Origin of the sequence: Flavobacterium lindanitolerans, assembly GCF_002846575.1 — a bacterium.
In the GTDB taxonomy this organism is placed as follows: domain Bacteria; phylum Bacteroidota; class Bacteroidia; order Flavobacteriales; family Flavobacteriaceae; genus Flavobacterium; species Flavobacterium lindanitolerans.
This window is the reverse complement of sequence record NZ_PJND01000008.1, coordinates 556,841-569,792: the sequence shown is the minus strand read 5'-3', so window position 1 is coordinate 569,792 and position 12,952 is coordinate 556,841. Positions and strand designations below refer to the sequence as shown.

The following is a 12,952-nucleotide window of genomic DNA, read 5'->3' as shown; positions in this document are numbered from 1 at the left end:
GTTCTAAATCCTATAGCTTTTTGCCGACTAATCATCAGAATGTTTAATTGTTTTTAGTTTTAAGCTATATTTCAACAACTTGCATAAATAAAAAAGGAGCATTTTTTTCAAAATACTCCATTTCATTTGGCTGAATCAGTATAGCAATTTTTCCCCCCTTCGATGATTAATTCTCAGTTGTTACCATCTTTTCAAATGTATTTATTTTAACAGGGAAATAATTACATCATTTTTATTTTTATTTACATTATTATAAAATCATTGTGTTGAAATATTGGACTTTATGTAGAGTTGTTCAAATATTTTTATGTTGTAAGACTTTCTTAAAATTATGTAAAAATTTTTGTTAACAAAGTTTTTAAATTTGACAAAAGGTTTTCTCCACGAAGGAAAAAGTCCAACTAAAAAGCAAAATCATGAAAATAGTTTCTTTGTTATTATCGATTTTTGTTTTTGGAATCGCGGCTTATTTTTTTGTCACTGATTTTAGAAATTCTTTCGAGCTGAATTATATTATTTATATGTTGCTGCTATTGATACTGATGTCTATCTGTGTACTAGGAGTAATGATAAACATACCTTTGCTGATTCGCGAAAAACGTAAAATGAATGTTTTTCTTTATCATAGCTTTTCTAAAAAGTATGCGGCTAATTCAAGACGCATCCGATTGAAAAAGCATAATTATTTTAAAAAGGAACCCAACTACCAGGATACTTTTTAGCTTTACTGAAGCTAGCTAAATTGAAAACGGCTTATACCCATAGCATAAGCCGTTTTTATATTTATATAGAAGAACCGTTTAATTATAAAACGGCATTTTTAAGTTTTGAAGCTTCGTAATGTTTTTTGCTTACGGTTTTTTCTTCGCCTTTTGGCAAAGTGCTTAACGATTCCCGTTCTCTTTTTCGATATCCTTGGTGAAACATTCTGTCTTCCATGTCTGATGCTTTTTCGCACATGGAATCCCAGGCGCCGGTTCTTTTCAGGATTAATCTGGCAACAGCCACTGCGGCTACACCGGCTGCAATTCCTAGTAATACATTTTTGGTTTTCATGGTGTGAAGTTTATAGGTTAATTTAATAGTTATATCAAAGCCTTTATGAGGCATCATTTTGTGATTTGTCACAATTAAATTTACAAACTTTAAAAATGGTTATGTACTAATGATTTTATAAAATTTGTAAAAAATAAGAAGAAATGTCAACCTCCAACGATTTCACCCCCGTTAATATGTATAATCTGTCCGGTGATATAGCTGGCATCCTGGCTGGCTAAAAAGACATAGGCTGGAGCTACCTCGCTGGGTTGTCCGGCCCTTTTCATTGGGGTGTCTTTTCCGAATTTTTTAACTTCTTTTTCATCAAATGTAGACGGAATTAATGGTGTCCAGATTGGTCCCGGTGCCACTCCGTTTACGCGTATGCCTTTATCGGCAAGCATGCCGGAGGCAGATCTTGTAAATGAAACAATTGAACCTTTTGTGCTGGAATAGTCCAGAAGATGCGGACTACCCCTGTAGGCAGTTACTGAGGTCGTATTGATAATACAATCGCCTTTTTTTAAGTGTTTTATGGCTTCAAACGTGGTATAGAAAAAAGGGTAGATGTTGGTTTCGAAAGTTTCTAACATTTGCTTGCTGTCAATTTCCTCTATTTCTTCTTTCGGGAATTGTACTGCGGCATTGTTTACCAGTATGTTTAATGAACCGAACTTGCTGATGGTTTTCTGAACGATACTTTTACAAAAGGATTCCTTTTTCAAATCACCTTTTAAGAGAAGGCATTCCCTGCCTTCTTTCAGTATCATTTTTTTAGTGTCTTCCGCATCTTTTGTTTCACTGTAATAAGCGATGGCAATATTGGCTCCCTCTCTTGCGAAATGTACGGCCACACTTCTTCCTATACCGCTGTCGCCACCTGTTATTAAAGCGGTTTTGCCTTTTAGCTTGTTGCTTCCGGTATAGTTTTTCTGTATAATTTCGGGTTCGGGAAACATTTTATATTCCTTACCGGGCGGTGATTGTTGTTGAGCTGGAAAAGAATCTGGCTTTTTCATGATGTAAGAAATTGAAATTGGTTGTAAGTAGAAAAAATAAAATCCCTGCTTATATTTTTATATAGCAGGGATTTCAGAAATAAATAATCCCCAAAATTAAATAATTGATTGTTTAATCAATTACCTGTAAGGTTTGCAATATTAGAAGTCATCATCATCCGGATAGCCTTCAGGCAAACCTTCATTGCTGTCTGTCAGGCAAACCATTGGCGGCTTGAAAAATCCTAAAAGCCAATCCGGCAATTTGGATTTTAAGTTAATGGTACCATTGTCAGACCCAAGATTTAAATGGTGGCTGTCTTTGTTTTGATTATCTTCCATGATTTCTTTGATTATTAAGGCATAGGTGTTTTTGTTGTATCAGATGGAACAGTGGTTGTATCCGGCATGGCTGGTGCTGTTGGTTCCTCAACGGTAGTAGTATCTACCATGTCAACATCTACATTATTTTCTGTCGTTTTTTCTTTGCAGGAAGTAATGAAGCCTAACAGGATGACTGATGTTCCTAAAAATAATTTGCTCGCTAAACTTTTCATAATCCGTTTTTTAAGGTTTCTATATCTCAAATTTCTTCCTTTTATCAGGAAAATGTATTATAGAATTAACAGAAAAAGTTATATGATGTGTTTAAAATGAGAAAGGACTGCTTTTTTACGGCAGTCCTAACGCAATCAAGATTCCCCAAAAAAATCTACTTTTCAATAACGATAAAGTCGGAGCGTCTGTTGGCCAGGTGCTCGGCCTCGGTGCATTTCACACCGTTTTTGCATTTATTTGTCAATCGACTTTCACCATATCCAATCGCACTTTCGATTCTGGACGGGTCAATTCCTTTTGACAATATATAGGTTTGTGTTGATTTTGCTCTGGAATCAGAGAGTTTCATGTTGTAGGCATCTTTTCCTCTGGAGTCCGTATGCGATTCAATCTTGATTTTAATTTTCGGAAATTTAGACATGGCAAAGACCACTTTATCCAGTTCGGCAGCAGCCTGTGGCGTGATGTCGGATTTGTCGTAGTCAAAGAAAATAGGGTTGATGTCTATTTTTTCCTTGTTGCCATCAACAATAACAATGTCATCATATTTGGTCAGTTCAAAATTAACATCCTTAATTTCGGCACCATTGACTTTTTTGCTTTCGATTTCCTTTTCTTCAGTACTATGCCCCGTTTTTGAGGCCGTAACCTTGACTTTCATGTTGCACGGCACGGTTAGTTTGTAAGTCCCGTCTGCAGCAGTAGTCGTTTCGGCAATCTTATCGCCAAACAGGTCTGAAACTTTTACACTGGCATCACCAATAACAGATTTGCTTTTTGAATTGATTACTTTTCCTGTAATCATTTGGTTGCAAGGTGCTTTTTCTTTTGTGAAATAGTAAATGTCGTCATCGCCTTTTCCCTGCGCACGGTTTGAAGAAAAATAGCCATAGGTGTCTTTCGGGTCTACGATATAAGCAAAGTCATCGTTGTTGCTGTTGATGGGAGCTCCTAAATTTCGGGGTTCTGAAAAAGTACGGTCTTCTTTAAAACGGCTTTCGTAAATGTCAAGTCCACCCCAGCCAAAATGACCATCGGAAGCAAAATACAGCATTCCATTTGTAAAAGAAGGAAACATGTCATTACCAACGGTGTTGATTTCCGGTCCCAGGTTTTTTGGTGGGCCAATAGTTCCGTCATCGGCAATTTGGCAAACATACAGGTCTGAACCGCCATAACCACCCGGCATATCGGAAGCAAAGAAAAGCCATTTTCCATCTTCACTTATGGCAGGATGTCCAACAGAATATTTTTTACTGTTGAAGAAAATATCCTGCGGAGCGTTCAATTTACCATCACTAATTGTACCTTTTACAATCTTGAAATTGTTAGTACCTTCCTCGTCATTGACAAGTTTCTTTTTCCGAACAATATTCGTGGAGTAGTATACCGTTTTAAGGTCGGGTGCAAAAGCCACCGTAGCCTCATGGTATTTTGTCATGGCGTTGGGAAGAAACAGCGTTTCGTTGAATAAACTGCCATTAGCCGTATTTCTTTCTGCCACATACAGGTTCAGGAAAGGTTGCTTGTTCCAATTATACAGTTTTTCCTTGAATTTTGTTGTATCCTTGCTTGAAGAATACACAATTTTATCTCCGAAAAATGCAGTTCCGAAATCGGATTTATCCGTATTTATTTCCAGGTTTCGGATGGTATACAAAGGCTTTTCTTTAGCCAGGCTATCCATCTGCTTTTTTAAACGGTTATAGCTTGCAATCCTTTTCTGGTCGCCTTTTCCGGCCAGATATTCTTTGGTCACTTTATCGGCTTTCTCATAATCTAAAACACCTTTTAGAGATTCCACATATCGAAGCAGATATTCGTCCGGCATGCTTGTGCCTTGTATGTCGTATAGCTTTTGATACCATTTTAAGGCATTTCGTTTGTCATCGATATAATAGAAGGAATCTCCGGCATTTTTCAGTGCTTGTGTTGACGGCGACTTTTCTTTTTCAAGATATTCTTCATAAGCTTTTGAAGCATCTACATAAGAAAATTCCTTGAAAAGCTTGTTGGCCTTTTTTAATTTGCTTTGTCCGTTTACCGAAGCAATGCTAAGACACAGGAGTAGTAGGAATATATTTTTCATGAGCTTATTTTTTAGAAGAATCGTTGTGATTTGATTTGACTTGTTTTTCTGGACAACTGATAGCGCAGGATGATTTCATGGGAACCGTCGTTATATTTGTTAAGGTCGGTTGTGGTGTAATCATAAGAGTACCCCACGAAAAAGTCTTTTGAAATCTGGAAACCAAGCAATGCGCTTACAGAATCATCCCAGCGGTATCCGGCACCCAGGGTGAATTTTTCCTGAATCAGGAAATTAGCCGAAACGTCTACCGAGATTGGTGCTCCGCTGACCCCTTTTGCCAAAACTGCCGGTTTAAATTTGAAATTGTCTGAAAAATTAAACACATAACCTCCTATCAAATAGTAATGAAGTCTTTCGATTTGTATGGATTCCTGTATGTCATCATAATAATCGCCTTTGATAAAACTTGGAACCGAAGCGCCAATATACCAGTTGTCTGAATAGAGATAGGCACCAGCACCAATTGATGGCGTTATCTTATTATTGATATTGCTGTTTAATAACACATCAGAACCATCATAGAATCTTCCTTTTGACCAGTCTACATTCAGAACCCTTGCTCCGGCTTTTATTCCCAAAGCCAATCGGGTATTATAGCTAAACATTAGGGTGTAGGAGAAGTTTCCATCAAGATAGATTTCATTGGAAGGGCCAAGGTTGTCATTAACTGCCGTAAAACCCAAACCAATTTTGTCATTTGTCAGCGGACTGTGGAGTGTGAACGCCTGTGTAGAAGGAGCGCCATCTATTCCTACCCATTGCGAGCGATGCAACAGGACCGCTTCAAGCGTTCCTGTTGAACCCGCATAACCAGGGTTTATTGTCAGAGGATTATACATATACTGCGTATATCCAGGGTCTTGTTGTGCATTTGCTTTTATCGAAATCAGGATAAAAAGAAATACTAAGCTGATTTTGTATATAGTGATTTTCATACTCTTGCTGTTTTAAATTGAAATTATCCTGTGGAATTAGCGAATCAGATAAATCCATCCGCTTTTTGTTCCAGTTCCATCACCTAAATCAAGAATGTAGTAATAGGTTCCTGTTGGAAGTTTTTTGTCTTCGTTGATAGGAGAGTTGACATTCGCAGTTCCGTCCCAGGTATTATGGTAGCCTCTGGTCTTATAGACTTCAACACCGTAGCGGTTGTGAATCTGCAACGTGTTGTTAGGATAATTCTCAATACAGTCAATTCGGAATAAATCGTTGTCACCGTCATTATTCGGACTGAACTCATTGTATACAATCAGGCAAATAGGTTCGATAGAAATAGATGCTATGTTATTTTCTGTATTCGAATCTATAGGAGTAGATGAGGTTATTGTTACCGTATTTACATAACTTCCGGTCGATAGTATCTTAACAGTAATTTGTAAGGTAGCCGTTTGTCCGGAAGCCAAAGTTGGAATAGTCCAGACACCGGATGTATTGGAATAGGTTCCGGTTGAAGCATTGGAGCTCACATATTGGAAGCCGCTTTGTAATGGCTCGTTGATTATAAGGTCTGTGAACTGGCTTTGTCCGTTATTGCTTACGGTTATCGTGAATATGATATTCTCATCAATACTAGGCTTGAGATTGCTGGCAGTCTTGCTGATTGTTATATCGGAGCAGACATTGACAGCAATATCTCTGGTAGCAAAATTATCGCTGGAACAGCCGGTAGTGTTTGTAAAGGTAACGCTAATGTTTCCGGTGCCTACGGTGTTCCAGGTAACGGTCGCAAAATTGTCTGATGTCTGGCCGCCACCTGTAATTGTACCGCCAACTACGTCCCATACATAGTCTGTCATTCCGGCTGCAGTAGTGTAGGTTACGGTTTCAGAAGAACAGGCCTGGTTGCCACCTCCGGTAATCACTGCCTGGCCGTCTGTCAGGAATTGTACTGTAATAGCCAGTCTTGTTGCGCTTTGACAGGTGCCGTCACTTAGAGAAACATAGTAGATTCCTGCCACTAAAGGTGTTGTTGTGGCTAATGCTGTTCCTCCTGTTGGCGTATTGTAAAACACTACATTGGTTTCATTCACCTGAAGGTCTGCAATTGTTGGGCCATCTGCCTGGCAGAATCTTTGGGTAGTATTAGCCGTTGTAGGTGTATTCGGGTTGTTTATAGTAACCGTAATGGCTAATCTGTTGATGCTTTCACAAACTCCATCAGTAGCTGAAGCGTAATAAATACCATTTGTTAATGCTGCTGTTGGTGCTAATGCTGTGCCTCCGTTTGGTGCATTGTAGAAAATGACATTTGCTCCGTTGACCTGAATGTTGCTGACTGTCGGGTTGTTTGACAAACAGAAACTTTGAGTCCCATTATTGGTTGTTGGGGTAGAAGGATTGCCTATTGTTACGGTAATAGCCAGTCTCGCTTCGCTTTCACAAATTCCGTTGAACAGGGAAGCATAATAAACACCGGCAGTTAATACACTGGTTGTTGCTATAACATTACCTCCGGTTGGAGCATCATAAAATACAACTCCTGCCTCGTTCACCTGTATATTGGCAACGGTAGGATTGTTTGACAGACAGAAGTTTTGCGTTGTACTGTTTGTTGTAGGTATTCCTACTACTGTTATACTTACCGTAATTTGCAAACGTGTAACGCTTTCACAACCTGTTGCATCTCTCAGGCTCGCATAATAGGTTCCGTTTGTCAAAGCTTCAGTAGGAGCAAGCGGCGTACCACCTGTAGGCAAAGTATAGAATACTACGTTTGGCTCATTTACCTGAAGATTAGCGACTGTCGGGTTTTGCGCACTACAAAATTCCTGTGTGTCATCATTAGTAGTTGGAGTAGCAGGGTTGCTAATTGTTACTGTAATTGCAAGTCTGGTAGCACTTTCACAATCGCCTACCTGGAGTGCTGCATAATAAATTCCTGCAACCAGCGGTGTTGTTGGAGCAAGAAGGTTGCCTCCTGTTGGCGCATCATAAAATACGACATTGGTTTCATTAACATCAATGTCTGCAACAGTTGGATTGTTTGCCTGGCAGAAATTCTGGGTTGGGAATTTGGTTATAGGAGTATTCGGGTTGGAAACCGTTACTGTAATAGCCAAACGTGTTTCGCTATGGCAAACGCCATTCACCAGCGAAGCATAATAAATTCCACTGGTTAGCGGAGCCGTTGGAGCATATTGGCTTCCTCCTGTAGGAGCGTTATAGAAAACCACATTGGTTTCATTAACCTGTATGCTCATAATTGTTGGCCGGTCTTCCAGACAGAATTCCTGTGTATTGTCATTTGTTGTTGGCGTACCCACAACCGTAATATTTACTGTAATAGCAAGACGTGTTACACTTTCACAACCTGTCGGGTCCACCAGGCTGGCATAATAGGTTCCATTTACCAAAGCTTCTGTTGATGCTAAAGGCGTACCGCCATTAGGAGAGCTGTAGAAAACTACATTGGTTTCGTTTACATCCAAATCGGCTACAGTAGGACTGTCGCCCTGACAGAAGTTTTGTGTTGTTGCAGCTGTTGTTGGTGTTCCCGGGTCAGTAATGGTTACTGTAATTGCCAATCTGTTTTCGCTTTCGCAGGTTCCATCTAAAATAGCGGCGAAATATATTCCCGGCGTTAAAGGTGTGGTAGAAGGCAACAGGTTTCCGTTTACTGCGGCATCATAAAAAACAACATTAGTTTCGTTGACCTGTATTGATGCTATCGTAGGGTTGTCGAGCTCGCAGAAATTTTGTGTAGGATTAGCCGTTGTTGGTGTTGGCGGATTCCCTATTGTAACTGTAATGGCTAGTCTGGTATCGCTTTCGCAACTTCCGTCAATTTGTGCAGCATAATAAATTCCGGCTGTAAGCGGAGTTGTTGCAAGAAGCGGAACACCTCCTAATGGAAGACTGTAAAACACAACATTAGCTTCGTTCACCTGCAAATCGGCAACTGTTGGATTGTTAGTGCTACAGAAGTTTTGTGTAGCATTATTTGTTGTTGGTGCAGGAGGATTGCCCACTGTCACCGTAACCGCTTTAAGATTGCCGGCCGTATTCAGACAGGTAGTGTCGCTGGTAATCGCAATATAATAGGTGTAAGGACTTCCGGCAGTAACAAGACCGGTTATAGAAAGCGTTCCGTTGGCTCCAAGTGCATAAGTGATACCGCCAATAGTACCATTAGTAATTGGCTGTGTCGTATCGTTCGTAAGGTAATAAGTGAACTGCGGATTTGCCAAAGTACTTGTAGGATTTAGCGTTACAGTGCTGTTAAGACAGACCGTTTTGTTGTCTATTACCACATCTCCTGCTGTTGAAGGAGGCAGGATAGTGAAAGTAACCTGCTTTCTGTCTGCCAGAGCAGTCTGGCAATATTCATCAGAGCTAACCCCAACAAAATAGGTATAAGTTCCCGGTGTAAGTCCTGTCAAGGCAAGACTGGAATTGGTTTCTGACGGAATTAAAGTTTGTGTGGTACCGTCTAACTTATACCAGTAATAAACAGGATTAGAAAGTGTCATAGTCGAGTTCAGAACAGCGCTCAGGACTACATTCCCGGTTGTGGTACAAAACGAAGCCGAATTTCCTCCGTTAATCTGAACAGAAGCGATAGCATCTGCCGGAGCTGTTTGTGTTACCGTAACACTAACTCTTCCGCGGGCTAAGAACTCACATCCAAATCGAACCGGTTGTACATAATAAACATGTATTCCGGCTGACAAGTTGTTGGGAAGCGTGAAGGAATTTCCGGTAGAAACTACATTTCCTCCAACTTTTGCATCATACCATATAAAGGAAGTACAGGCTACAGAATCTTCTTCCAGTCTGATTGTTTCTCCCTGACAGGCTTCGACGGCATTGTTTTCATCTCCGCCTTCGATTTTTGTGTTGGCAACCCTTTCGATAGTATGGATTCGCAATTGGTCCAGTACATTGGCAACTCCTCCAAAACGGATTCTGATTCTGTCGAATGAATGTTGAGGAACAACTGTAAGGATGGCTCCCTGGTCATCCGGAAGCAATTGCAGATTAAGCAGTACGTTGGTATTGCCAATAGCCGGACCTGCCATAGCTTCGTTTAGCATTGGCTGGATGGTAATACCGGCAAGAAGGTTCAGGTTTAATAATGAACCCGGTCTTGAAATTCTTATTTTTAAAGTATCACCCACTACAGAAGGAGTGCGGAAAACGGTGGTGAGTTCTGCAGCAGCCAAAACCCCTACACTGCTAATCATAGTGGCAAAGGAAGTTTCGCTATTGTCAATGGCATTGCGTGGGGTAGTTACACCTACTAAAGAAGTAGCGGCTCCAACTCCCAGGTCAATTGCTCCGTATAACACGTCTTCAGCATCGCCGGATTGGCAGGCAATTTGAGTTGCCGGGGTTTTATAATAAGCTTCATAAACTTTTGCGCTTTGGGCCACACTAAGCAGTGAGGTGATTTCAATACGGACACCGTCATAGGCTTGCGGACCAGCATTGTTTGCCGGAACGAAAGTATATTCAAAGTTGTTTTGTCCGGACAGCAGGTTTAATAATGACCCTGAAACCGGTTGAAGCGTTCCTACATCTACAGGTGTCCCGGAACCGTTTCTTTTTGTTCCAACAACCGAAAAGCCGCCTGCTAAAGTAACTCCGCTGTATTCAGACCCCAATTTTAAAGTGACAGGAGTTCCCGCAGCAATAGTTTCGCTCCATTCCAAAATCTGAGAAGTTGTTCCTATGCCCAACAATCCAATTCCGGTGGTAATAGTCGAGAAAGTCTGGATATTACCGTCAACAGCGCTTCCTGCATTAACTACGCCTCCTGTTAATATCGTATTCCAACGTTGTGAGTTGGCGTACTTTCTTTCTGACAGCGGAGGACATTCGTTAGGGTCTAATACCGTTATGGTAACTGAACCGCTTACAGAGCAGGTTCCGTTAGTTGCAATAGCCGTAAAAGTATAGGTGCCTGCTGCTGCGAAAGGACCGGCAACGTTTGATGGTAGGGCCGTTCCGTTAGGAGCATACCAGGTAATAGTTCCTGTAGAAACGGCATCTAAAGTAACGGTGTTGCCTATTTGAGTAACCAAAGCCGTATTGGTAATAGACAGGTTGGGTTGCGGATTTACAGTTACTGCTACAGGAAGTATATCTGACGAGCAGGTGTTATTGGCTCCCTGTGCCTGTATGGAATAGGTTCCGCTTGTGGTAATATTTGATGCTGCTTCTGCCGTAATAGGATTGTTGGAAGCATCAAAGAAAACATAGGTAGTGGTAGGGTTGAGGTTTAGGATGGCATCGGCAAGGTTAACAGAGCCGCATCCTGATATTGCAGATTGTATTTGCAGGTTAAGAATACTGGAAACGTTTACCGTAACTTCCTTCAGATTATTAACGGCATTTTCGCAAATACCTTCAGAAGTAAGAGATATAAAATAGGAGTAGGGTGAGTTGGCTTCACTTAATCCTGTAATAGTAAGCGCTCCTGTAGCCGGATTTTTGACATAGGTTGCTCCGGCATGTCCGGCAAATCCGGTAGTGATTTCCTGTGTTTTGTTCTGGTCAGTATAATATCGGATTAGCGCGCCTCCAATTGTTGTAGTCGGAGTAAGGACAATATTTCCCTGGCAGGCGGTAAGTGTACTCTGTATGTTGATATCGGCAGCAGTTGGCAGGCTGATAACCTTTACAGGAACAGCTACTCTTCGCGATTCTTCTGTACAACCTATTTTTGCGGCAGCTACATAAAAAATAGTATTGGCACTTAATTGTGCTGTTTGAAATGGCGCACCGGATGCAACAGTTGCTAAAACAGGGCCACCTGTTGGAGTATTGTACCATCGGATTTCATTACCGGCAGCGGTATTCGCAATCAGTGAAGCGGTGCTTCCTGAACATACTACAGCATTTAAAGTAGCCGGGTCTGTTATGGTAGGCATTTTAGGAACGCGAACAATATCATAAAGGTCAAGGCGCTGTGTCAGCTGCAAATTGAGCAGGGAAGTATAGCGGACTGTAATTCTATCGGCTGGTGCATTTGGGGCAAAAGGGATAGTAGCGACTTGATTTCCTTGCAGCAATGTCAGTAAATCCAGATTTAATAAAGAACTCAGAGACCTGGAATCTACAATTGCAGGGCCATTATACGCAATAATCTGGATATTGTTCGCGACACCTAAAGCTAATAAAGACGGGTCGACTTTTAACCTGATGTCGAACTCGTCTGTGGTTTGTGAGAGGCCGTCAAAATAAACGGTTTGTTCTATTGATGCTGCCACGCCTAAAACGCCCAAACTCAATCGGGAAAAACTGTTAGGGTCAGAATCCAATACATTTTTTGGGTTGGTTACTCCGGCACCGCCAAGATTCAAAAGATCCAGACTGATGCCCTGTCCACTATAAGAAGTATAGGAAGCATAGCCACAATCATCCGGGTCTGAAATATAAAAAGCATCAAAGACACCCAGTTGTTTTGTGTTGAATAATCCCAAAAGACTTCCTATCCTGTTTCTCAAACGGATTCTGTTATAGGATTGGGCAGGAGTTATGGCAACAAAATAATCGCCTGTTTCATCGGTTACAATTCGAAGCCTTTCTGTTGCGAATTCGCCTATGTCCTGGCTATCGCCCTGCAAAAGGACGTTATTTCCGTCTTTTGCCTGAACGGTAAATTCCTGATTTCCAATAAGCACGGCTCCTAATACATTCGAAAGCAAGCCTCCAAGACTTCCTCCCAATAAAGCAGGAAGGAGATTTTCATCTGTCTGAATCTTAATATACGAAGTAGTATTGGCCGGTAATGGCGTTGGATATTCGAGTTCGATATAACCTGAATAAGCGCCGATACCTAAAGCTAGTCCTGAACTTGCCCGTACGTTTGCTTTAGTAGCAAGGTTACCGTCGACGGCATTGGCAGAAAGGTCGGTATTGCTTTCGCCCGAAATTACGGTAGCATAAACTCTTGTGGATTGCGCACTGAGAGGATTATGGTAAAAAAGCAATAAGATTAAGATTGGGGAGTATAGGAAATAATACGCCCTTTGAAAAGTAAAATTAATTTTCATAAGCAACTGCGTTTAGTTAATAGATAGATTTGGGAACCTTTATTTTAACGGGAAATTAATAGTTTTTTAAGCCTTTTTCTTACATATGTATTGTAATTGGGTAATTATGAATAATTTATACTATGTTTTTAGTGGTATTTTTAGAAAAAGTATATATTTGTTTCGAATTGTTATTGATTTTAAATCCGTAATAATTCGCAAAAAACCCAAATTTCCAGAACCCGCCCTCATAGATTCATTCTGTGATATGACTTTATGCTTGGTGTTTA

At 40.7% G+C, this 12,952-nt stretch carries 8 protein-coding genes; 1 reads left to right on the top strand and 7 read right to left on the bottom strand.

Features of this window, described 5'->3' with window-relative positions; all coding sequences use genetic code 11:
- Positions 1-416: 416 nt before the first annotated feature.
- Positions 417-722 (top strand): hypothetical protein, encoded by a 306-nt coding sequence (locus B0G92_RS12365; protein WP_101472425.1) that lies wholly within the window; start codon positions 417-419, stop codon positions 720-722.
- Between the two features lie 82 nt (positions 723-804).
- Here the strand turns inward: B0G92_RS12365 and B0G92_RS12360 are convergent, their stop codons facing one another.
- From B0G92_RS12360 to B0G92_RS12330, 7 genes are all read right to left on the bottom strand, one after another.
- Positions 805-1,056, bottom strand: coding sequence for a hypothetical protein (locus B0G92_RS12360; protein WP_143395041.1), 252 nt, complete (start codon positions 1,054-1,056; stop codon positions 805-807).
- Positions 1,057-1,202: 146 nt separating this feature from the next.
- The gene (locus B0G92_RS12355) at positions 1,203-2,057 is read right to left on the bottom strand and encodes an SDR family oxidoreductase (RefSeq protein ID WP_056073819.1); all 855 of its coding nucleotides are present in this window, start codon (positions 2,055-2,057) and stop codon (positions 1,203-1,205) included.
- A gap of 141 nt (positions 2,058-2,198) precedes the next feature.
- Positions 2,199-2,378 (bottom strand): hypothetical protein, encoded by a 180-nt coding sequence (locus B0G92_RS12350; protein WP_056073817.1) that lies wholly within the window; start codon positions 2,376-2,378, stop codon positions 2,199-2,201.
- 14 nt (positions 2,379-2,392) lie between these two features.
- Positions 2,393-2,593 (bottom strand): hypothetical protein, encoded by a 201-nt coding sequence (locus tag B0G92_RS12345; protein ID WP_101472423.1) that lies wholly within the window; start codon positions 2,591-2,593, stop codon positions 2,393-2,395.
- 155 nt (positions 2,594-2,748) lie between these two features.
- A complete protein-coding gene (locus tag B0G92_RS12340; RefSeq protein ID WP_101472422.1) occupies positions 2,749-4,683 on the bottom strand; it encodes an OmpA family protein in 1,935 nt (644 codons plus the stop codon).
- A gap of 11 nt (positions 4,684-4,694) precedes the next feature.
- Positions 4,695-5,621, bottom strand: a complete 927-nt coding sequence (locus B0G92_RS12335) for a PorP/SprF family type IX secretion system membrane protein (RefSeq protein ID WP_101472421.1) — start codon at positions 5,619-5,621, stop codon at positions 4,695-4,697.
- A 36-nt stretch (positions 5,622-5,657) separates the two neighbouring features.
- Positions 5,658-12,683 (bottom strand): Ig-like domain-containing protein, encoded by a 7,026-nt coding sequence (locus B0G92_RS12330; RefSeq protein ID WP_101472420.1) that lies wholly within the window; start codon positions 12,681-12,683, stop codon positions 5,658-5,660.
- Positions 12,684-12,952 lie beyond the last annotated feature (269 nt).

Coding starts and splice junctions, on each gene's coding strand:
- B0G92_RS12365 (WP_101472425.1), top strand. CDS start 417: ATGAAAATAGTTTCTTTGTTATTATCGATTTTTGTTTTTGGAATCGCG.
- B0G92_RS12360 (WP_143395041.1), bottom strand. CDS start 1,056: ATGAAAACCAAAAATGTATTACTAGGAATTGCAGCCGGTGTAGCCGCA.
- B0G92_RS12355 (WP_056073819.1), bottom strand. CDS start 2,057: ATGAAAAAGCCAGATTCTTTTCCAGCTCAACAACAATCACCGCCCGGT.
- B0G92_RS12350 (WP_056073817.1), bottom strand. CDS start 2,378: ATGGAAGATAATCAAAACAAAGACAGCCACCATTTAAATCTTGGGTCT.
- B0G92_RS12345 (WP_101472423.1), bottom strand. CDS start 2,593: ATGAAAAGTTTAGCGAGCAAATTATTTTTAGGAACATCAGTCATCCTG.
- B0G92_RS12340 (WP_101472422.1), bottom strand. CDS start 4,683: ATGAAAAATATATTCCTACTACTCCTGTGTCTTAGCATTGCTTCGGTA.
- B0G92_RS12335 (WP_101472421.1), bottom strand. CDS start 5,621: ATGAAAATCACTATATACAAAATCAGCTTAGTATTTCTTTTTATCCTG.
- B0G92_RS12330 (WP_101472420.1), bottom strand. CDS start 12,683: ATGAAAATTAATTTTACTTTTCAAAGGGCGTATTATTTCCTATACTCC.